Here is a 20,211-nt window from a genome sequence, read left to right on the forward strand (position 1 = left end):
TTTTAAATCGATTAGATTATAACACCCGGCAACAGAACGAGATCGAGACATCCGATGAGCAGCCAGATCATTCCCGTTGAACCCTTCGACTATGTCGTCTTCGGCGGAACCGGCGATCTTGCGGAACGCAAGCTCCTTCCGGCCCTCTACCACCGGCAGCTCGCCGGCCAGCTTTCCGACCCGACGCGCATCATCGGCGCGTCGCGCACCGCCTATACGGATGCGGAATACCGCAAGTTCGCCGTCGATGCGCTGAAGGAGCACCTGAAGCCCGCGGAATTCGACGAGACCGAGGTCAAGACCTTCTGCGACCGGCTGTTCTACGTCGCCGTCGACGCCAAGTCCGACCAGGGCTGGGACAAGCTGAAGGAGCTTCTCGACGAAGGCAAGGAGCGCGTGCGCGCCTTCTACCTCGCCGTCGCGCCTGCCATCTTCGGCGACATCTCGGAGAAGATCCGCGACCACAAGCTCATCACAAAGCAGACCCGCATCGTCGTCGAAAAGCCGATCGGCCGGGACCTTGCCTCGGCCAACGAGCTCAACAACACGATCGGCAAGGTGTTCCGCGAAGAGCAGATCTTCCGCATCGACCACTATCTCGGCAAGGAGACGGTGCAGAACCTGATGGCGCTGCGTTTCGCCAACGCGCTCTACGAGCCGCTGTGGAACTCCGCCCATATCGACCATGTGCAGATCACCGTCGCCGAAGCCGTCGGCCTCGAAAGCCGCGCGGGCTACTACGACAAGGCCGGCGCGCTGCGCGACATGGTGCAGAATCACATCCTCCAGCTTCTCTGCCTCGTCGCCATGGAAGTGCCCTCCTCCATGGACGCGGAAGCCGTGCGCGACGAGAAGCTTAAAGTTCTGCGCGCCCTGAAGCCGATCGACCAGTACAATGTCGAGCGCCTGACGGTGCGCGGCCAGTACCGCGCGGGCGCCTCGGCCGGCGGCCCGGTCAAGGGCTATCTCGAAGAACTCGAAGGCGGCGTCTCCAACACCGAGACCTTCGTCGGCATCAAGGCGGAGATCGGCAACTGGCGCTGGGCGGGCGTGCCCTTCTACATCCGCACGGGCAAGCGGCTTGCCGCGCGCATGTCGGAAATCGTCATCACCTTCAAGCCGATCCCCCATTCGATCTTCGACCCCACGGCCGGCCGCATCGAGGCCAACCAGCTGATCATCCGCCTGCAGCCGGATGAAGGTGTCAAGCAGTCGCTGATGATCAAGGACCCCGGCCCGGGCGGCATGCGCCTTCGCAACGTCTCGCTCGACATGAGCTTCGCCGAGGCCTTCGACGCCCGCAATGCCGACGCCTACGAGCGGCTGCTGCTCGACGTCATCCGGAACAACCAGACGCTGTTCATGCGCCGCGACGAAGTGGAAGCCGCATGGCGCTGGATCGACCCGATCCTGAAAGCCTGGGAAGCGACCGGCCAGCAGGCGCAGGGCTACACCGCCGGCACCTGGGGCCCGAGCCAGGCCATCGCCCTCATCGAGCGCGACGGTCGCACCTGGCACGAATCGTAAGGAAGCCCGATGAGCGCGAGACTGCATGAATTCAAGGATGGCGCGGCGCTTGCCGAAGGGCTGGCGGAGCGGGTTTCCGGCGCGTTGGCCGACGCCCTCGCCACGCGCGGCCGTGCCAGCATCGCGGTCTCCGGCGGCTCGACGCCGAAAGCCTTCTTCAAGGCCTTGTCGCGCCGCGACATCGACTGGGACAAGGTGACGATCACCCTCGTCGACGAGCGTTTCGTGCCGGCCGACAATCCGCGCTCGAACCACCTGCTCGTCGCGGACAACCTGCTGCAGGACAAGGCGAAGGCCGCGGGTTTCCTGCCGCTCTATCGCGACGCCGGCAGCGCGGAAGAGGCCGCGAAGATCGTCTCGGCGGATGCCGGCGCACTCGGCCATCCCTTCGACGTCGTCATCCTCGGCATGGGAACGGATGGCCATACGGCCTCGTTCTTCCCCGGCGGCAGCCGGCTTGCCGAGGCGATCTCGCCCGGCACGCCGCGCGGCGTGATCACCATGGAGGCGGAAGGCGCCGGCGAGACCCGTCTCACCTTCACCTTCGCCAGCCTCCAGGATGCCCGCCTCCTGGTGCTGCATATCGAAGGCCAGGGCAAGAAGGACGTGCTGGCCGCGGCGGAGGCGGACGGACCGGAAACCGACATGCCGATCCGCGCCGTCCTGCGCCGCGCGGCGACGCCGGTCGATATCTATTGGGCGCCCTGAAGCACCCTGCCGGGTAACACCGGTTCCACCCGGCGCGTAACGCCGATGATCGAAGCGGACAGCGCAGCTTTCCCGCGCGCCGTTCCATGCGAAAATGCCATCGAGAAAGGTAAGGATAGCTCCCATGTCCGCCGACAAACGCATCGAAGCCATTACCGCCCGCATCGTCGAGCGCTCCAAGCCGCATCGCCTGCCCTATCTCGAGCGCGTGCGCGCCGCCATCTCCAAGGGCGTGCATCGCTCGGTACTCTCCTGCGGCAACCTCGCGCACGGCTTCGCCGTCTGTTCCCCCGCCGAGAAGGACGCGCTCGCCGGCGACCGTATCCCGAACCTCGGCATCATCACCTCCTACAACGACATGCTCTCGGCCCACCAGCCCTTCGAGACCTATCCGGCGCTGATCCGCGAGGCCGCGCGGGAGGCGGGCGGCGTGGCGCAGGTGGCCGGCGGCGTTCCGGCCATGTGCGACGGCGTCACGCAGGGCCAGCCGGGCATGGAACTGTCGCTCTTCTCGCGCGACCTCATCGCCATGGCGGCGGGCATCGGCCTGTCGCACAACATGTTCGATTCGGTCGTCTATCTCGGCGTCTGCGACAAGATCGTACCGGGCCTCACCATCGCGGCCCTCACCTTCGGGCACCTGCCCGCTATCTTCATTCCCGCAGGCCCCATGACCTCGGGCCTGCCGAACGACGAGAAGGCCCGCGTGCGCCAGCTCTTTGCGGAAGGCAAGGCCGGTAGGGCCGAACTTCTGGAGGCCGAATCCAAGTCCTATCACGGCCCGGGCACCTGCACCTTCTACGGCACCGCCAATTCCAACCAGATGCTGATGGAGATCATGGGCTTCCACATGCCCGGCGCCTCCTTCATCAATCCCGGCACGCCGCTGCGCGACGCGTTGACCAAGGAGGCGGCGAAGCGCGCGCTCGCCATCACCGCGCAGGGCAACGAATTCACCCCGGCCGGCGAGATGATCGACGAACGCTCGATCGTCAACGGCGTCGTCGGCCTGCACGCCACGGGCGGCTCGACCAACCACACGCTGCACCTTCTCGCCATGGCGCGCGCCGCCGGCATCGTGCTGACCTGGCAGGATATTTCGGAACTCTCCGACGTCGTGCCGCTGCTTGCCCGCGTCTATCCGAACGGCCTTGCCGACGTGAACCATTTCCACGCCGCAGGCGGCATGGGCTTCCTCATCCAGGAACTCCTGAAGACCGGCATGCTGCATGACGACGTGCGCACCGTCTACGGCCAGGGCCTCAAAGCCTATACGATCGATCCGAAGCTCGGCGCGGACGGCACGGTCGTGCGCGAGCCCGCGCCGAAGGTCAGCCACGACCCGAAGGTGCTCGCCAGCATCGAGACCCCCTTCCAGCCGACCGGCGGCCTGAAGATGCTGACCGGCAATATCGGCAGCGCCGTCATCAAGATCTCGGCGGTCAAGCCCGAGCGCCACCTCATCGAGGCGCCGGCAAAAGTGTTCCACGACCAGCTCGAGCTCAACGCCGCCTTCAAGGCCGGCGAACTGACGGGCGATTTCATCGCCGTCGTGCGCTTCCAGGGCCCGAAGGCGAACGGCATGCCGGAACTGCACAAGCTGACCACCGTGCTCGGCATTTTGCAGGACCGCGGCCAGCGCGTCGCCCTTCTCACCGACGGGCGCATGTCCGGCGCGTCGGGCAAGGTGCCCGCCGCCATCCATATCACGCCCGAGGCGGTCGACAACGGCCCGATCGGCCGCATCCGCAATGGCGACATGATCCGCCTCGACGCCGCGCACGGCACGATCGAGGTCCTGGTGAACGCCGCGGAATTCTCCGCCCGCCCGCAGGCGGCGGCCGATCTCTCGGGCAACGAATTCGGCATGGGCCGCGAGCTTTTCGCCCCCTTCCGCGCCATCGCGGGACCGGCCGATCATGGGGCGAGCGTGCTGTTCGCCTGAGGTGGGGAGACCGGCGCCTTTCGGTTCCTGAAGCCCGCAAACCTCTCCTCCGTCATGGTCGGGCTTGACCCGACCATCCACAGCCGCAGGTGCCGCGTGGATCCTCGGGTCGAGCCCGAGGATGACGAAAGTAGGCGCTGGCAATTGTCGAGAGGCCGGGCGGGCCGGCCTTCTTCTGCTTGTCTCAGCTATAGATATCCAGCGTCCGGCCCTGGTGGTTGCGGTGCGTCGAATAGACGAAGATGCGCTGGAGGTCCTTGTCGGAGAGCAGGCGAAGGAAGCGGGCCTCGACGACGTCGTTGGTATAGACGCGCTGCGTCAGGCAGCCAATCATCGGCAGGCGGGCGCTGACGATGTCGAGGTAGAAGTTGCGCGGCAACTGGAACTTCGTCGTCATGGTGATGACGGCGCCGCTGCGCGACAATTTGGTGATCAGGCAGCGGCGGGAGACGAGATTGACGAGGCCGCCATTCTCCGTGAACTCGATGCGCGCCTCGTTGCACGTATCCTCCATCGGGAAACTCTTCTCCCGATCGTACATGAAGGACTCTTCCTTGCTCAGATAATTGTTACGCGGTACGGATCCCTGAATACCCATCGGCCTGTTGCCCCCCGGCACTGTCTGCTTTCCGAAAAAGCCTAAGGGAACAACGCTTAACATCGGGTTGAGCGGCAGGGCTAAATCCTGCCGCTTCCCGCTTTCAGGACGCGCGATAGCTCTTTCCGGCGGCGTCGAAGAGGTGCAGCTTCGCCCTGTCCGCGGTGAGGCGCACCCGGTCGCCGCGCTTGACGCCGAGGATGCCCGGGATCTTCGCGATGATCGGCTCGCCCTCGACGAGGCCGTCGATATAGAGCAGCGTCACCTCGCCGAGCGCCTCGACGATCGATACCGTGCCCTCGAAGAGGAAATCCTCGCCCGTGGTGATCTGGAGGTCTTCCGGCCGCACGCCGAAGCTCGCCGTCTTGCCGAGCTCGCCGGCCGCCGTCGGGATATCGACGCTGGAATGGCGCCCGCCCGTCAGCTCCAGACCGGTCGAAGCGCCCGCCGACGTGATCTTCGCGGGGATGACGTTCATGGCGGGCGAGCCGATGAAGCGGGCGACGAAGAGGTTGGCCGGGCGCTCATAGAGCTCCAGCGGCGCGCCGACCTGCTCGATATGGCCGGCCGAGAGCACGACGATGCGGTCGGCGAGCGTCATCGCCTCCACCTGGTCGTGCGTCACGTAGATCATCGTCGTGTCGGCCATCTGCTCGTTGAGCTTGGCGATCTCGATGCGGGTGGCGACACGCAGCGCCGCGTCGAGGTTGGACAGCGGCTCGTCGAACAGGAAGACCTTCGGGTCGCGGCAGATGGCGCGGCCGATGGCGACGCGCTGGCGCTGGCCGCCGGAAAGCGCCTTGGGCAGACGGTCGAGATAGGTGGTGAGCTGCAGGATATCGGCAGCCGACCGCACGCGCCGGTCGATCTCGTCCTTGCTCTCGCCGGCGATGCGCATGCCGAAGGCCATGTTGTCGTAGACGGTCATGTGGGGGTAGAGCGCGTAGGACTGGAACACCATGGCGATGCCGCGCTTGGAAGGCGGCACGTCGTTGACGCGCTCGCCGTCGATCGTCATCTCGCCGCCGGTGATCTCCTCCAGGCCAGCGATCATGCGCAGCAGAGTCGACTTGCCGCAGCCGGACGGGCCGACGAAGACGATGAACTCGCCCTGCTTGATATCGAGATCGATGCCGTGGATCACGTCCACCGCGCCGTAGGACTTGCGGATATCCTTGAGTACCAGCCCTGTCATGTCTCTCTCCCCTCTAGTTCTTCAGACGAAACGGGCGAAGAACCCGCTCCATGCCGGAAGTTCGATGTTTTGCGCGTGCATCATGCTGTCGAACCCGTGGCCTTCCAGCACCTCCAGCGTGCCGTCCGGCAAATCCGCCAGACGCGCGATCGGGCTCATGTTGAAGGCGCAGAAGACCTTCTCGTTGCCGTTCGTGCGCACGAAGGAAAGGATCGCGCCCTCGGCCGACTGGAACGCGATCTCGCCCTTCACCAAGGCCGTGTGCTGCTTGCGGAAGGCAAGGAAGCGCCGGTAGTGCGCAAGCACCGAGGCCACGTCGTCCTCCTGCACGTCGACGGCGCGCTCCAGATGGGCGGGCGAGACCGGCAGCCAGGGCTTTCCGTCGCTGAAGCCGCCGGACGGCTGGCCGCTGTCCCAGACCATCGGCGTGCGGCAGCCGTCGCGACCCTTGAAATCCGGCCAGAACTGGATGCCGTAGGGATCCTGCAGGTCCTCATAGGCAAGCTCCGCCTCCGGCAGCGCCAGTTCCTCGCCCTGATAGATGCAGACCGACCCGCGCAGCGACATCAGGAGGCTCGCCAGCAGCTTGGCATGGGCCTCGTGATCGGTGACGGCGCCGCCCCAGCGGCTGATATGGCGCATGACGTCGTGGTTGGAGAAGGCCCAGCAGACCCAGCCTTCGGGCGCGGCCTTCTCCAGCGCATGCTGCGTCTCGGCGACGAAGGCCGGCGTCAGCGGATCGGGCGCCAGGAACTCGAAGGCGTAGCACATGTGCATCTTGTCGCCACCGGACGTATATTCGCCTGCAATTTCAAGGCCGCGCTGGCTGTCGCCCACCTCACCGACGGCGGCAATCGCCGGGAACTCCTCCATCAGCGCGCGGAAGCGCTTCAGGAATTCCAGGTTCTCCGGCTGGTTCTTGTCGTAGAGATGCTCCTGGTAGTTGTAGGGGTTCACGGCCGGCGCGGTCTGGGCGTTGCGGCGCTCGGGGGCGAGCGACGGATTGTCGCGCAGCTCCTTGTCGTGGAAGTAGAAATTGATCGTGTCGAGGCGAAAACCGTCGACGCCGCGCTCCAGCCAGAAGCGGGCGACCGAGAGCAGCGCGTCCTGCACGTCGGGATTGTGCAGGTTGAGGTCCGGCTGCGAGGTCAGGAAATTGTGCATGTAATATTGCAGGCGCGTCGGGTCCCACTGCCAGGCCGAACCGCCGAAGATGGACAGCCAGTTGTTGGGCGGCGTGCCGTCCGGCTTGGAATCGGCCCAGACATACCAGTCCGCCCGCGGATTGGTGCGCCGGGAACGGCTTTCGATGAACCACGGGTGCTTGTCGGACGTATGCGACAGGACGAGGTCGATCATCACGCGGATGTTGAGGCGGTGCGCCTCGGCGATCAGCGCGTCGAAATCGGCGAGCACGCCGAAGATCGGGTCGACGTCCTGGTAGTCCGAGACGTCGTAGCCGAAATCCTTCATCGGCGAGGTGAAGAAGGGCGAGATCCAGATCGCATCCACACCGAGGGAGGCGACATGGGCAAGGCGCTCGGTGATGCCGCGCAAATCGCCGATCCCGTCGCCGTTGGTGTCCTGGTAGGAGCGCGGATAGATCTGGTAGATCACCGCCCCGCGCCACCAGTCCTTGTCGGGCACGAGGAGGGTGGAATCCGACATCGTCATGCTGCTTGTCCTGTGCGTCGTGTTCTATGCAACACCGCTTCGATCGCCTTCGTCAGCCGCCCTTGACCGAGCCTGCCAGCAGGCCGCGCACGAGATAGCGCTGCAGGCTGAAGAAGACGATCAGGGGAACGATGATGGTGATGAAGGCGGAGGCCGTGAGGATTTCCCAGTTGCCGCCGCGCGAGCCGAGCAGGTTCACGAGGCGGCCGGTCAGCACCAGTTCGTCATTGCCCGCGCCGAGGAAGACCATGGCGACGAGCAGGTCGTTCCAGGTCCACAGGAACTGGAAGATGGCGAAGGAGGCGAGCGCGGGGAAGGACAGCGGCAGGATGATCTTCACGAAGATATCGAAATCCGACGCGCCGTCGACGCGGGCCGATTCCATGATCTCGCGCGGCAGGCCGGCCATGTAGTTGCGCAGGAGATAGACCGCAAGCGGCAGGCCGAAGCCCATATGGGCGAGCCAGATGCCGACATAGGTCTTCGCCGGCACGCCCAAGAAGGCGCCGACGCCGTTATAGAGCCGGAGCAGCGGGATCAGCGACATCTGCAGCGGCACCACGAGCAGGCCGACGATGACGGCGATCAGGATCGCCCGGCCGGGGAACGGCATCCAGGCCAGCGCATAGGCGCAGAAGGCGGCGACGAGGATGGGAATGATTGTAGCGGGGATCGCCACCGTCAGCGAATTGATGAAGGAGGCGCCGATGCCCTCGGCATTCAGTACCTCGCGGTAGTTGTCGAGCGTGAAGCGCGGCGGCACGGAGGCGGTGTAGAAGATGCGCTGGCCGCGCGTGCCTTCCATCCTCGTCGGCGAGACGATCTCGTAGCTGCCGTCCTCCTTGACGGTCAGCGACTGTCCGTCGCCGATAGCGGCGGTCGCGCCGGCCTCGAAGACGGTCGGCTGCATGGGGCGGAAGCCGAAGGCGGAGACCTTCGCCTCGCCCTCCTCAATCAGCTTGCCCGCTATGACGAATTTGCCGTCGCGCTCAACCTGCGTTTCCGGCGCGGCGGCGCGGCCGGTGAGGTTCTGCGAAGAGGTGGAAAGCGCGGTCCACCAGCCGGAGACGGCGAGCTGGTCCTTGTCGCGCAGCGAGGAGATCAAGAGGCCGGCGGTCGGCAGGGTCCAGAGCGCGACGAGCAGCAGGACGGCGAGGTGGACGGCGAAGACGAGCGGCGAACGGGACGAGGCGATCATCTCAGTGGCCCTCCATTTCCCTGGTGGCGTTGCGGATGTTCCAGATCATGATCGGGATGACGAGGATCATGATGACGACCGCGATGGACGCGCCGCGCCCGAAATCGCCGCCGCCGCGGAACATCCAGTCGAACATCAGGTTCGCCAGGACCTGCGTCTGCCACTGCCCATTGGTCATGGCCAGCACGATGTCGAAGACCTTCAGGACGAGGATGGTAATCGTCGTCCAGACCACGGCGATCGTGCCCCAGATCTGCGGCACCATGATCTTGAAGAAGATCTGGAAGCCGTTGGCCCCGTCGATGACCGCCGCCTCGATCGTCTCTTCCGGAATGCCGCGCAGCGCCGCCGAGAGGATGACCATGGCGAACCCCGTCTGGATCCAGATCAGGATGACCATCAGGAAGAAATTGTTCCAGAAGGGAATGGTCATCCAGGCCTCGGGCGAACCGCCCATGGCCACGACGATGGCGTTCAGGATGCCGATCTGCTCGGAGCCTTCCGCGCGATAGTCGTAGACGAACTTCCAGATAACGGCGGCGCCGACGAAGGAGATCGCCATCGGCATGAAGATCAGCGTCTTGGCGATATTGCCCCACCAGATGCGGTCGGTCAGCGCGGCGACGATGAGGCCGAAGAAGGTGGAGAGCGCCGGCACCACCAGGAGCCAGAGGAAATTGTTGAAGATCGACTGGCGGAATTCGCCGTCATTGATCATCCAGGCAAAGTTGCTGAAGCCGATGAACTGCTGGCCGGTGCGGTCATGGAAGGCGAGCCGCACGGATTCGAAGACGGGATAGACAAGATAGACGGCGAGCGCGAAGAGCGCGGGCGCCATGAACAGCCAGGGCCGGACCGCATTGGTGATGCGCAGGTTCTTCGAGGCCTGCGCGCCCGTCAGCCCCTTCGACGGGAACAGCCGGTCGAGCAGGAAGTTCGTTCCGAAGAAATAGGCGGCGCAGGCGAGAACGCCCCCCACCATCGTGAAGACGGCAAATAACAATTGCTGCATGGCGACCCCTCCCCCTTGAAACGGTCACATCGAGCGCTCACGCGGAGCGCCCGCATGGTCCGGCTGCACTTCGGCATGCTTCAGGAAAACCGGCCGGCGGCTGCCGGCCGGTTTGCCGGGATGTTACTTGATGGCGTCCCACGCCTTCTGGACGCCGCCGGCGACGTCAGCCGCGGACTTGCCGCCGACGAAATCGACCATGCCGGTCCAGAACGCCCCCGCGCCGATCTTGCCCGGCATCAGGTCCGAACCGTCGAAGCGGAAGGTGGTCGAGTTGAGCAGGATCTCGCCCTGCTTCTTCATCGGCGCATTGGCATAGGCTTCCTTGTTGGCGCTCTTGTAGGGCGTCAGGAAGCTGGTCTGCGCCATCCAGACCTCATGGGCGATCGGCGTCTTCAAGAACTCGATGAAGGCGCGCGCGGCCGGGGTGTCCCGGGTGATCATGGCGAGCGTGCCGGCGCCGAGGACGGGATTGCCGAGTTCCGGCTTGCTGGCATAGGGCGGCATGTAGAAGAAGTCCGCATCCTCGCCGACGACCGTGCCTTCCGGGAAGAAGGACGGGATGAACGACGCCTGGTGATGCAGGTAGCACTTCGGCGGCGAGGCGAAGAGGCCCTTCGGGCTGTCGCGGAAGTCGGTGGAGGCGACCGCCGCCGCGCCGCCATCGACGAACTTGTCGTTCTTGGCGAACCAGCCGAACTCATCGAGCGCGCCGACCACCGAGGCGTCGGTGAAGGGGATCTCGTTCGTCACCCACTTGTCGTAGGTCTCGGGCGAAGCCGTGCGCAGCATCAGGTCCTCGACCCAGTCGGTCGCCGGCCAGCCGGTGGCGCCGCCCGAGCCGAGACCGATGCACCAGGGCGTGCCGCCGTCGGCGACGATCTGCTCGGTCAGCGCCTTCAGGTCCTCCATGGTCTTCGGCACTTCGTAGCCGGCGTCCTCGAAGTTCTCCGGCACGTACCAGACGAGCGACTTCACATCGATCTTGTAGGGGAAGGCGAAGAGCGCGGCATTGCCGTCCTTGCCCTTGTAGGTCGAAAGGTCGACCCAGGACTGGCCTGCGGCATAATTGTCGAGCAGCCATTGCTTCGTCTCGTCGCCGAGCGGGGTGAGGTAGCCCTTGGAGGCGAGGTCGGCGATCAGGCCCGGCTGCGGCAGGATGGCGACGTCCGGCGGGCTGCCGGCCTGGGTATCGATGACGATCTGCTGCTCATAGTTCTCGGAAGAGGAATATTTGATCTCGACGCCAGTCGCCTCGGTGAAATAGGCGTAGACGACCTTGAACAGCGCCTCGTCCTCCCCGCGCCAGGGACCGAAGATGGTCAGCGTCTGGCCCTTGAGGTCGTTGGCCTTCTTGAAATCCTCGAAACTCTGCCAGTTGAACTTGGAATCCTCACCCGGCTGGAATTTCAAGTCGGCCGCGGCAGCGCCGCCCGCCATCAAAAGAGCGAGCGCGGCCGTCATCAGCAATGTCTTTTTCACGAGATTTGCCTCCCATAGCAAACCCGCCCTCTCCCGGGGCAGGCATTCTCTAAAATACCCCAAAATTCAAAGCGCTTTGGATTTCCTTTCATCCCATTTCCCCCTGAGCCTCGTCAAGTACCCCTCAAGGATTTGCGGACAAAAACGCCGGAATGAACGCAGTGCAGCGTAGTTTTGCGGCGCAAAAAGGTCAAATCCGCTTTTCCTAAATGATTTGCTGATGTTAGATGCCGGGACGCTTTGGCAAGGGATCAGGGAAAGATGAGAGACGACATCCAAAGCGCTTCGGGCGCTTCAAGAAAGCTAAGCATGTGAATCTCAAGCAATTATCGCAGTTGCTGGGGCTTTCCCAGACAACCGTGAGCAGAGCGCTGAACGGCTATCCGGAGGTCAATGCCGAGACCCGCCAGCGCGTGCTCGATGCTGTCCGGGAGACCGGATACCGGCCGAACCGGGCGGCGCAGCGGCTGGCGACGGGCCGGGCCGGCTCGATCGGCCTCGTCATGCCGACGGCCGACGGCATCGAATCCGACGTGCATTTCGGCGAGTTCCTCGCCGGCCTCGGCGACGAGGCAGTCAAGCACGATTTCCACTTCGTCATCAATCCGAGCCATCCGGAGGAAGAGGTCGCGACCTGCCGGCGGCTGGTGGCGAGCGGCAATGTGGACGCGCTGTTCCTTGCCTATATGCGCGAGAAGGACCCGCGCATCGCCATGATGAAGACGCTGAAGACACCCTTCGTCGTGCACGGCCGGTCGATCGGCGTGCCGACGGACTATCCCTATCTCGACATCGACAATACCGGCGCCTTCTACGAGGCCGCGCGCCTGCTCGCGCAGCTCGGCCACCGGCATTTCGCGCTGATCAACGGGCCGGCCCACCTTGCCTACTCGATCCGCCGTAAGAAGGGCACCGTACGGGCGCTTGCCGAACACGGCCTCACGCTGCGCGAAGATTGCGTGCAGCATTCACAGATGACGGACGAACATGGCTTCCGCGCCATGGAGCGCTTCCTCCGGCTCGAAACGCCGCCGACGGCGGTGCTGTGTTCCAGCACGGTGATGGCGCTCGGGGCCGTGCGGGCGATCAACCAGGCGGGGCTGAAGCTCGGCGCGGACATCTCCCTCATCGCCCATGACGACGTGCTGCCGATGCTGAAGCCGGAGAATTTCATGGTTCCGCTGACGACGACGCGCTCGTCGCTGCGCGCCGCCGGCCAGCGCATCGCCCGCCGCCTCATCTCCGACATCCTGGGGCTCGAGACCCTGCCGCAGCAGGAACTCTGGAAGGCGGACCTCATCGTGCGCGCCTCGACGGGACCGGCGCCGGCGGGGAAATAGGCTGGCTCAGGAAGCCGGGCCGGGGGTTGCCCCTCACCCTCTCCCCGCCTGCGGGGGAAGGTGTCCGGCAGGCGGATGAGGGGCTGCCCCTAAACTGACGGCGTTTCCGCTCAGAACTTCGGCGGCACACGCCCGGCCTTGCGATAGGCGGCGATGACGGTATTGGCCATCAGCATGGCGATGGTCATCGGCCCGACGCCGCCGGGAACCGGGGTGATGACACCGGCGACCTTGGCGCAGTCCTCGAAGGCGACGTCCCCGACGAGGCGGGACTTGCCCTCGCCCTTTTCCGGCGCGGCGATGCGGTTGATGCCGACGTCGATGACGGTCGCGCCGGGCTTCACCCAGTCGGCCTTGACCATTTCCGGGCGGCCGACGGCGGCGACGAGGATATCGGCGTTGCGGCAGACGCCGGCGAGGTCCTTGGTGCGCGAATGGGCGGTCGTCACCGTCGCGTTGGCGGCGAGCAGCAGGGCCGACATCGGCTTGCCGAAGAGGTTGGAGCGGCCGATCACCACGGCGTTGAGGCCGGACAGGTCCTCGCCATGGGTGCGGCGCACGAAGACCATGGCGCCGGCCGGTGTGCAGGACACGAGGCCGCCGTCGAGATCGCCCGTCGCTACCTTGCCGGCATTGACGACATGCAGGCCGTCGACATCCTTATCCGGCCTGATCGACTGGATGATCCGCTCGGAGTTGAGATGCTTCGGCAGCGGCAGCTGGACGAGGATGCCGTGGATGGTCTCGTCGCCGTTCAGCGTCTCGACGAGGCGGGCAAGCTCGTCCTGCGTCGTCTCCTCCGGCAGCGTGTGCTGGATGGAGGTGAAGCCGCATTCCTTGGCCATGCGGCTCTTGGAGGAGACATAGGCGTGGCTTGCCGGATCGTCGCCGACGATGATGACGGCAAGGCCGGGCCGCACGCCGGCATCCTTCTCCAGGGCGGCGGCAGCGGACTTCACGGCGTCAATCACGGAAGCGGCAACCTGCTTCCCATCGATAATGGTGGTCACATTTCTCTCCCTGAATGAAGTGCGCCCAGTCTAGCGGGACGCCCGCGCGGCGGGATGGCCTCGTAACGCCCTATGCTGTCCAAAACGCATAATTTCAAGCGTCTCCTGCAGGAAAGCGTCCATCCGTGCCGTTTCCTGTCAGCGTTGAAAGAGCGGGCGACGGCATGCCGGAACCGCGCATTACCGGGCGGAAAGTCCTTTTTTGACGCAGAACCGAAGCGGGAAGGTTGAGATGACAACCATCAATCCATTGTTTTTCAAAGATTATTATCAGGGAAATCATCATGGTTGGCAAGGGATGAACACGGTCCGCCGCCTTTTCCGGAAATCCTTAAACGGCCCTTGAGGGGAACTTGCTAAATCGGCAGGCACCACCAGCAGCCTTGCGGGAGCAGCATGACGCCTTTTCCCACGGGTCGTGCCGAACATGCCGTCCGGGAGGTCATGACGACCCTTCGGGACGGTCCTCGTCCGCCTGCGACCGTTTCAAAAAGGATCCCTGCCATGAACCTCGTGTCCGGCACCATCGCCGCCTCGCAGCGCGATATCCTCGGCCTGCCGGTCTGCGATCTCGGCTGGGCGGACGCCTTCGCCTTCGCCGAGGAGGTGGCGACCATGCCGTTCGGCCAGAGCGTCATCGCCTTCATCGATGCCGGCAATGCCGTCCTGATGACGCGCGATCCCGAATACCGCGCCGTCCTGGAGCGGCAGGTCGTGCTGCCGGACGGCGACGGCGTCGCCATCGCCTCCGGAATGGCGACCCTCACCGGCGCCGCCTTCGTTCCTGCCCTTCTCACCTATATCGCGCGGCCGATGCGCGTCGCACTGATCGGCGCAGAGCCCGAAACGCTGGCGCGCGCCGTCGACAATCTTCGCCGGCATACGCCCTGGCACGCATTCCTGCCCATCGCCGACGGCCATTTCGACCGGGACCAGTCGGACGCAATCATGGAACGGGTGCGTGCGGCGAATGTCGATATCCTGCTCGTTTCCACGGGCAGCCCGGCGCAGGAGAAATGGATCGACCGGCATGTCGGCCCCGGCCATGCCCGGCTGGTGCTCAGCCTCGGCCCGCTGTTCGAGACGCTCGCCGGCGACACGCCGCCGGTGCCGCAGGCCGTCCGCCGGCTCCGGCTCGACGGGATCTACCGGCTGATGCGGGACCCGTCGCGGATGCACCGGCACAAGGCCCGCATCGCCCTTGCATACCATCGGCTGCGCTACAGGCTGTCCGGATCCATGACGGCGCGTGGCGACGGCCATGCGGCAAAAGCCGGCTCGCTCTGACGCGGCCGGCCGACCTCACACGAAGAAGCTGCTTCACCCGGAGCGCGCCGAGCGGTTCCGCTAAAGCGCGTCAGCTCTTTGGCTTTCGCATGTCGTTGTCGCAAAACCGCTACACACTTTTGCGCGACATACGTTAGTGCCCGCCGCTCGCCTCCGCCGGCTTGACGGCCGGGACCTCGCCCTTGACGAGCGTCTGGCCGCGCTTGGGCGCGGGATCCTGTACCGATGCGGTGGTGATGTAGTCGATCTGCTCGACATAGACCTCGGCGATGACCTCTGCCCCGAAGCGGCGGTTCAGGCCTTCCTTGACGATGCCGCGGAAGGCTTCCACGTCGAAGCTGCCGACCGTCGCAACGTCGATCATCTTCTTGCCGACGAGCAGCGTATAGAGTTCGTCGGTGATCATCTGCGGCAGGGGAACGGTCTGCTTGGCCGCCAGTTCCTTGTTCGCCTTGTAGGCGAGCTTGGTGAGCAGGTAGCCGTTGACGCCGCCCTCCCCGATCACGGGCACCGTCGTCGTGTATCCGCTGACGAATTCCAGCGCCGCCTCGCGCTCGGCCGCTTCCGTGTCGACCTTGGGGGCCGATGCCATCTTCAGCGAGAAATAGACCGAGCCGAGCGTGATGAGGAGAATCCAGACGCCCGTGCCGATGAGCTTGATCATGTGCCGTAACCCAGCCGGAACTGTTCCTGCGAATAGGTGCCGTCGGCCTCAAGGTCCTGCACGGCATTCTTCAGGATGGTGACGACCTCCCGCACGGCCTCCAGATGGGCGGAGACGCGCTGGGCGTTGACGGCGAGCTTGTCGCGCACGCGGCCGAGCTGGCCGGAGAACGTCTGCGGCATCTCGTCCGGCCGCACGTCGCGCGACAGCATCGCCAGTTCGTAGAGGCAACGGCTCTTGTGGGCGTTCGAGGTCGGCAGGTCGAAATCGGGATCTCGACCGATATTGTCGTTCTCGTTGTCGATGATCGTCTCGAGCCGGCCGAGGACGGTGCGGATGCGCAATTCGTTGGTTGCCTGTTCCATTTTGTTGTTCTCCGCCTAGATCTTCGTCTCGTGTTCCTTGATGCCCGGCGTCAGGTCGGCAAAGGCTTGCCGCTGCAGGGCCTGTACCATGCCGGCTGCGACACGGTCGGTGTTCTTGTCCTTCTCGGGCGAGGCCGCGCCGATGCCGCTGCTCTTGGCAAGGCTTTCGGCAATGCCGATGCCGCCGCCCTTGGCGAGCGCCTCACCGAGCTGGTCGGCCATCATGCCGCGCCACATCTCGCCGGCCGTGCCCTTGCCGTACATTTCCTCGCTGTCGGTCGGCAGCATGGATTTGACGAAATTCTGCAACACCATCGATTCGAACTTGCGCAGATGTTCCGGCACGGCCCTGCCGCCGACGGCGGAAACGCCCTGCGCCGACTGGGCGCTGACGGAATCGCGGTTGAGAATGCTGCCGACGGTGGCCTGGAAGCCGGCGCCGGCCTCGGCAAGGCTCGTCGCCTCGAAGGCGGCCTTGTTCGATTTCAGCCTGGCCTGCGCTTCCTGAACCTGGGTCGGGTCGGCGGCGCGCACGACATCGAGCACCAGGTCGCTGGGGGGAGAAATTGCCACGTCCTTGAGCCTTTCAGGTGATCCTCGTAAGCCGAACCCGTCCTCATGGCGGTTCGCCGGCCTCTGACCGTTCAGGACTTCGGATCCATCCGCGCCGCACTAGCGGCCGCTTCGACAAACCTCGTCATCGTCCTGGGGCGACTATCGCTGCTCAACCTTACGGGAGGCTGGTGGCGGATGATGAAGTCGTGACGGGAAGGCGCGGCAAATCCATTTTGACGCAAGTTTGACAAGGCCGCGGCAAATCGCCTTTCGTTACAGCGACTTATTCCGCCGGCACCTATTCGTCGCCGGTCTTGTAGGCGATATGCTGGTCGATCAGGTCGTAGATCGAATTGTCGTCCGCCTCGCGATCCTCGGCGTTGCGGGCTTCCTTCCGGTGCTCTTCCATGCGATCGCCCTTGGTGCGCTCGCGCACCACGCGCATCTCGTGCATCTGCTGCACGTTGGCCAGCATCTGGTCCTGCTGCTGCAGTTTGCCGTACCGGCCGGAATAATGCCGCGAGAAGTTGCGGTGGACCGGATCGAGCGAGTTGATCGCGTCGGCGACCACCTCCATCGTCTCGGCGACCTCCTCGCGCTGGCGCGTGGTGTTGGCCAGGTCGATCTCCGCCATCTTCTCCAGATGGCGCTGCACGCCGACGAGACGCTTCAATTTATCCGAACGGCTCTGCGCCATCGCTATTCTCCCCGGAAGACCGGAGTGAAACCGGCCGCGAAAATCTCGAGCAGCGAGGAAATGCCGAAATACATGAGCAGCAGCCCGCCCATGATGATGAACGGCAGCGAGACGAAATAGATCGGGATCTGCGGCGCCAGCTTGTTGATGAGGCCGACGGCGACGTTGAAGACCAGGCCGTAGAGGATGAAGGGGCTGGCGAGCCGCAGCATGATCATGAAGGTCTGGCTCAGCGTGTCGGTGAGCGTGATCAGCGCGCCCTGCGGATTGAAGCCCGCGCCGATCGGCATGACATTGTAGGATTCCACCAGCGCCCGCATGACGACATGGTGGAAATCCAGCATGAAGAGCACCATCAGGCCGGCGAAGGAGACGAGGTTCGTCAGCTGGTTCTCCGCCGTGTCCTCCAGCACGTCGGGCGTCGGCGGCGCGTTGAAGCCCATCATCATCGTCAACGCCGTACCGGCGAATTGCAGGCCGAGCACGTAGTAACGGGCGATGAGGCCGATGACGGCGCCGGTCAGGGTCTCGAAGACGATCAATGTGAAATAGCTGTCGAGCGAACCCGAGGTGCGCGGATAGATCGTGTCCCACAGGATCGGCAGCACCGCCATGGACACCGCCACCGCCAGGAACAGGCGGACCTGCACGGTAAGACGCGCGGAGGAAAAGCCGGGCAGCAGCATGAAGCACCCGCCGACACGGCAGAAGGCGGCGAAGAGCGCCAGCACCGTGCCCTGCGGGTCCGTGATCATGAGATGGAGCCGAGGATCTTGATCTCGATGCCCTTGGCGAGCTCGACATGCGAGAGAACCGGCAATGTGGCGAAGAGGCGCTCGATGATCATGCGCACATAAGTGCGCGATTCGGGCGACGTGACCAGCACAAAGGGCGTGCCGCGATCGAGAAACTCGCGGATAACCCGGGTCGCCTGCTCGGAGAACTCCTCGAGCTGGCGCGGATCGATGTCGAATTCGACGATCTCGCCCTTGGTATCGCGCTTGAGCGCCTGATGGAACACCATGTCCCACTTGTTGCCGAGGCGCAGCACCGGCAGCACGCCGTTCTCCGCAAGGTCGCCGCAGATCTGCTGCGACATGCGGATGCGCACATGCTCGACGATCTGCTCGGTCTTGCGCACATGCGGGGCAAGCTCGGCGACCGCTTCGAGGATGAGGTGCAGGTTGCGGATCGAGACGCGCTCGGCGAGCAGCAGCTTCAACACGGCCTGGAGGCCGGAATAGGACATGTGCGACGAGCAGATCTCGTCGGCCAGCTTGCGGTATTCCGGATCGAGGCGCTCGATGAGCACCTTGACGTCCTTGTAGGACAGAAGCTGCGGAAGGTTGTTGCGGATGACTTCGGACAGGTGCGTCAGCACCACCGAGACGTTGTCGATCGGATGGAAGCCTTCGCGGCGCAGGTCGTCGGCGAAGGTCTCGAGGATCGAGACGGCCGGCATGCCGAAGGCGGGCTCGCGGATATCGTCGCCCGGAACGCTCGGCTTGCGCCCCCCGCCGGTGACGACGAGCACTTCGCCGACGCGCACGATGTTGGACGCGATCGTCGTGCCGTGGATGCGGATCTGATAGGACTTGTCGGGAATAGAGATGTCGTCCGACACCTTGATCTCCGGCACGACGAAACCGTATTGCCCGGCGAATTTCTTGCGCATCTTGCCGACGCGGAAGGCAAGCTCCTGATGGGCGCCGAGAAGGCGCGTGGAGACCTGCTTGCCGAGCAGGAGCTCGATTTCGGCGGTCTTCAGCACCGACTTGACCGAATCCTTCTCCTGGTCGCGGCTCTGCTGGACCTGCTGGGCCTCCTGCTCGCGCTTGACGCGGTTCTCCTCGGCGATGCGGCGCGGGATCATCCAGGCGCCGAAGGCCATCAGCCCGCCCAGCGCCATGAAGGGAAGGAAGGGCAGGCCCGGTATGAGCGCAAGCAGGATCATCAGGCCGGAGGCGACGAAGAGCGCACGTGGATAGCCGGAGAGCTGGTTGATGACGGCCTGGTCGGTGGAGCCCGCCGTGCCGCCGCGCGAGACGATAAGGCCGGCGGCGAGCGAGACGATGAGGGCCGGGATCTGCGAGACAAGGCCGTCGCCGACCGACAGCTTGACGAAGACGTCGGCGGCTTCCCCCAGTTCCATGCCGTGGCGGAAATAGCCGATGATGATGCCGCCGAAGACGTTGATGGCGGTGATGAGCAGGCCCGCGATGGCATCGCCGCGCACGAATTTCGAGGCACCGTCCATCGAGCCGAAGAAGGAGCTTTCCTCCTCCAGCTCGCGGCGGCGCAGCTGCGCCTGCTTCTCGTCGATCAGGCCGGCGGAAAGGTCCGCGTCGATCGACATCTGCTTGCCGGGGATGGCGTCGAGGGTGAAGCGCGCGCCGACTTCGGCGATACGCGTCGCGCCCTTTGTGATGACGATGAAGTTCACCACGATGAGAATCATGAAGACGATGATACCGATGACGAAGTCGCCGGACATGACGAGGCTGGCAAAGCCTGCGATCACCCCGCCCGCCGCGTCGTGCCCCTCGTTGCCGTGCGAGAGGATGACGCGGGTCGTGGCGATGTTGAGCGCGAGGCGCACCATGGTCGCGATGAGGAGGACCGTCGGGAAGGACGAGAAGTCGAGCGGGCGCTGGATCCACAGCGCCACCATCAGGATCAGCACCGAGAAGGCGATGGAAAACGCCAGGCCGATGTCGATCATGAAGACCGGGATCGGGAGGAAGAGGATCGACAGGATCGTCAGGATGCCGATGGCGAACGCGATATCGCGCCCGCTGGGGCTGACCTTCGGAAGGTTTATTGCCGGTACTTGCGCCATCTGGATGAGTCCCGTCTCGTCATGAGAGGCAGCGGCGCGTCACACGCGTCGCCCATTTCACCCCATGACCTACAGGGCGAAGCTTGCGCGAGGGTGGCACAGGCGCCTTCCGGCG

At 64.7% G+C, this 20,211-nt stretch carries 18 protein-coding genes; 5 read left to right on the plus strand and 13 right to left on the minus strand.

Annotated features, from left to right (window positions below; genetic code table 11):
- The first annotated feature begins 54 nt into the window (after positions 1-54).
- The 3 genes from zwf (at position 55) to edd (ending at position 4,180) form a co-directional block, all read left to right on the plus strand.
- Complete coding sequence (zwf, locus tag AB3G45_RS22565) at positions 55-1,527, plus strand: glucose-6-phosphate dehydrogenase (protein ID WP_367832673.1); 1,473 nt, start codon at positions 55-57, stop codon at positions 1,525-1,527.
- 9 nt (positions 1,528-1,536) lie between these two features.
- Positions 1,537-2,235 (plus strand): 6-phosphogluconolactonase, encoded by a 699-nt coding sequence (pgl, locus tag AB3G45_RS22570; RefSeq protein ID WP_367832674.1) that lies wholly within the window; start codon positions 1,537-1,539, stop codon positions 2,233-2,235.
- Positions 2,236-2,359: 124 nt separating this feature from the next.
- Positions 2,360-4,180, plus strand: coding sequence for a phosphogluconate dehydratase (gene edd / locus AB3G45_RS22575; protein WP_367832675.1), 1,821 nt, complete (start codon positions 2,360-2,362; stop codon positions 4,178-4,180).
- Between the two features lie 184 nt (positions 4,181-4,364).
- Here the strand turns inward: edd and AB3G45_RS22580 are convergent, their stop codons facing one another.
- From AB3G45_RS22580 to AB3G45_RS22605, 6 genes are all read right to left on the minus strand, one after another.
- Positions 4,365-4,778, minus strand: coding sequence for a hypothetical protein (locus AB3G45_RS22580; protein WP_367832676.1), 414 nt, complete (start codon positions 4,776-4,778; stop codon positions 4,365-4,367).
- Between the two features lie 103 nt (positions 4,779-4,881).
- Complete coding sequence (locus AB3G45_RS22585) at positions 4,882-5,973, minus strand: ABC transporter ATP-binding protein (RefSeq protein WP_367832677.1); 1,092 nt, start codon at positions 5,971-5,973, stop codon at positions 4,882-4,884.
- 21 nt (positions 5,974-5,994) lie between these two features.
- Positions 5,995-7,647 carry an alpha-glucosidase gene (locus tag AB3G45_RS22590; RefSeq protein WP_367832678.1) on the minus strand — a complete coding sequence of 551 codons (1,653 nt, stop codon included), beginning with the start codon at positions 7,645-7,647 and terminating at the stop codon, positions 5,995-5,997.
- A 52-nt stretch (positions 7,648-7,699) separates the two neighbouring features.
- Positions 7,700-8,845 carry a carbohydrate ABC transporter permease gene (locus AB3G45_RS22595; protein ID WP_367832679.1) on the minus strand — a complete coding sequence of 382 codons (1,146 nt, stop codon included), beginning with the start codon at positions 8,843-8,845 and terminating at the stop codon, positions 7,700-7,702.
- Between the two features lies 1 nt (position 8,846).
- Positions 8,847-9,857, minus strand: a complete 1,011-nt coding sequence (locus AB3G45_RS22600) for a carbohydrate ABC transporter permease (protein WP_367832680.1) — start codon at positions 9,855-9,857, stop codon at positions 8,847-8,849.
- Positions 9,858-9,980: 123 nt separating this feature from the next.
- On the minus strand, positions 9,981-11,339 hold the full coding sequence (locus AB3G45_RS22605) for an ABC transporter substrate-binding protein (RefSeq protein WP_367832681.1): 1,359 nt from the start codon (positions 11,337-11,339) through the stop codon (positions 9,981-9,983).
- 311 nt (positions 11,340-11,650) lie between these two features.
- Between AB3G45_RS22605 and AB3G45_RS22610 the strand changes: the two genes are divergently transcribed.
- The gene (locus AB3G45_RS22610; protein WP_367832682.1) at positions 11,651-12,679 is read left to right on the plus strand and encodes a substrate-binding domain-containing protein; all 1,029 of its coding nucleotides are present in this window, start codon (positions 11,651-11,653) and stop codon (positions 12,677-12,679) included.
- Between the two features lie 110 nt (positions 12,680-12,789).
- Here AB3G45_RS22610 and folD read toward each other — a convergent pair whose 3' ends face one another.
- A complete protein-coding gene (gene folD, locus AB3G45_RS22615; RefSeq protein ID WP_367832683.1) occupies positions 12,790-13,689 on the minus strand; it encodes a bifunctional methylenetetrahydrofolate dehydrogenase/methenyltetrahydrofolate cyclohydrolase FolD in 900 nt (299 codons plus the stop codon).
- A 504-nt stretch (positions 13,690-14,193) separates the two neighbouring features.
- Here folD and AB3G45_RS22620 point away from each other — a divergent pair.
- Complete coding sequence (locus AB3G45_RS22620) at positions 14,194-14,976, plus strand: WecB/TagA/CpsF family glycosyltransferase (RefSeq protein ID WP_367832684.1); 783 nt, start codon at positions 14,194-14,196, stop codon at positions 14,974-14,976.
- A 133-nt stretch (positions 14,977-15,109) separates the two neighbouring features.
- Here the strand turns inward: AB3G45_RS22620 and AB3G45_RS22625 are convergent, their stop codons facing one another.
- From AB3G45_RS22625 to flhA, 6 genes are all read right to left on the minus strand, one after another.
- Positions 15,110-15,640: a hypothetical protein gene (locus AB3G45_RS22625; protein WP_367832685.1), complete on the minus strand. Its 531-nt coding sequence runs from the start codon at positions 15,638-15,640 to the stop codon at positions 15,110-15,112.
- Entirely contained in the window at positions 15,637-16,005 is a 369-nt protein-coding gene (locus AB3G45_RS22630; RefSeq protein ID WP_367832686.1) for a hypothetical protein, read from the minus strand. The genes AB3G45_RS22625 and AB3G45_RS22630 overlap by 4 nt, the downstream gene beginning before the upstream one ends.
- A gap of 15 nt (positions 16,006-16,020) precedes the next feature.
- Positions 16,021-16,578: a rod-binding protein gene (locus AB3G45_RS22635; protein WP_367832687.1), complete on the minus strand. Its 558-nt coding sequence runs from the start codon at positions 16,576-16,578 to the stop codon at positions 16,021-16,023.
- Positions 16,579-16,858: 280 nt separating this feature from the next.
- Positions 16,859-17,257, minus strand: coding sequence for a hypothetical protein (locus tag AB3G45_RS22640; protein WP_367832688.1), 399 nt, complete (start codon positions 17,255-17,257; stop codon positions 16,859-16,861).
- Between the two features lie 2 nt (positions 17,258-17,259).
- Positions 17,260-18,012, minus strand: a complete 753-nt coding sequence (gene fliR / locus AB3G45_RS22645; protein ID WP_367832689.1) for a flagellar biosynthetic protein FliR — start codon at positions 18,010-18,012, stop codon at positions 17,260-17,262.
- Positions 18,009-20,096, minus strand: coding sequence for a flagellar biosynthesis protein FlhA (gene flhA / locus AB3G45_RS22650; RefSeq protein WP_367832690.1), 2,088 nt, complete (start codon positions 20,094-20,096; stop codon positions 18,009-18,011). The genes fliR and flhA overlap by 4 nt, the downstream gene beginning before the upstream one ends.
- Between the last annotated feature and the right edge of the window lie 115 nt (positions 20,097-20,211).

It is taken from the genome of Shinella sp. S4-D37 (assembly GCF_040812195.1).
Taxonomy (GTDB): domain Bacteria; phylum Pseudomonadota; class Alphaproteobacteria; order Rhizobiales; family Rhizobiaceae; genus Shinella.

What these genes read in the sequence shown, in the direction of transcription:
- edd (WP_367832675.1), top strand. Translation starts at nt 2,360, where the DNA reads ATGTCCGCCGACAAACGCATCGAAGCCATTACCGCCCGCATCGTCGAG.
- AB3G45_RS22585 (WP_367832677.1), bottom strand. Translation starts at nt 5,973, where the DNA reads ATGACAGGGCTGGTACTCAAGGATATCCGCAAGTCCTACGGCGCGGTG.
- pgl (WP_367832674.1), top strand. Translation starts at nt 1,537, where the DNA reads ATGAGCGCGAGACTGCATGAATTCAAGGATGGCGCGGCGCTTGCCGAA.
- AB3G45_RS22620 (WP_367832684.1), top strand. Translation starts at nt 14,194, where the DNA reads ATGAACCTCGTGTCCGGCACCATCGCCGCCTCGCAGCGCGATATCCTC.
- AB3G45_RS22630 (WP_367832686.1), bottom strand. Translation starts at nt 16,005, where the DNA reads ATGGAACAGGCAACCAACGAATTGCGCATCCGCACCGTCCTCGGCCGG.
- zwf (WP_367832673.1), top strand. Translation starts at nt 55, where the DNA reads ATGAGCAGCCAGATCATTCCCGTTGAACCCTTCGACTATGTCGTCTTC.
- fliR (WP_367832689.1), bottom strand. Translation starts at nt 18,012, where the DNA reads ATGATCACGGACCCGCAGGGCACGGTGCTGGCGCTCTTCGCCGCCTTC.
- AB3G45_RS22600 (WP_367832680.1), bottom strand. Translation starts at nt 9,857, where the DNA reads ATGCAGCAATTGTTATTTGCCGTCTTCACGATGGTGGGGGGCGTTCTC.
- AB3G45_RS22590 (WP_367832678.1), bottom strand. Translation starts at nt 7,647, where the DNA reads ATGACGATGTCGGATTCCACCCTCCTCGTGCCCGACAAGGACTGGTGG.
- AB3G45_RS22640 (WP_367832688.1), bottom strand. Translation starts at nt 17,257, where the DNA reads ATGGCGCAGAGCCGTTCGGATAAATTGAAGCGTCTCGTCGGCGTGCAG.
- flhA (WP_367832690.1), bottom strand. Translation starts at nt 20,096, where the DNA reads ATGGCGCAAGTACCGGCAATAAACCTTCCGAAGGTCAGCCCCAGCGGG.
- AB3G45_RS22595 (WP_367832679.1), bottom strand. Translation starts at nt 8,845, where the DNA reads ATGATCGCCTCGTCCCGTTCGCCGCTCGTCTTCGCCGTCCACCTCGCC.
- AB3G45_RS22625 (WP_367832685.1), bottom strand. Translation starts at nt 15,640, where the DNA reads ATGATCAAGCTCATCGGCACGGGCGTCTGGATTCTCCTCATCACGCTC.
- AB3G45_RS22580 (WP_367832676.1), bottom strand. Translation starts at nt 4,778, where the DNA reads ATGGGTATTCAGGGATCCGTACCGCGTAACAATTATCTGAGCAAGGAA.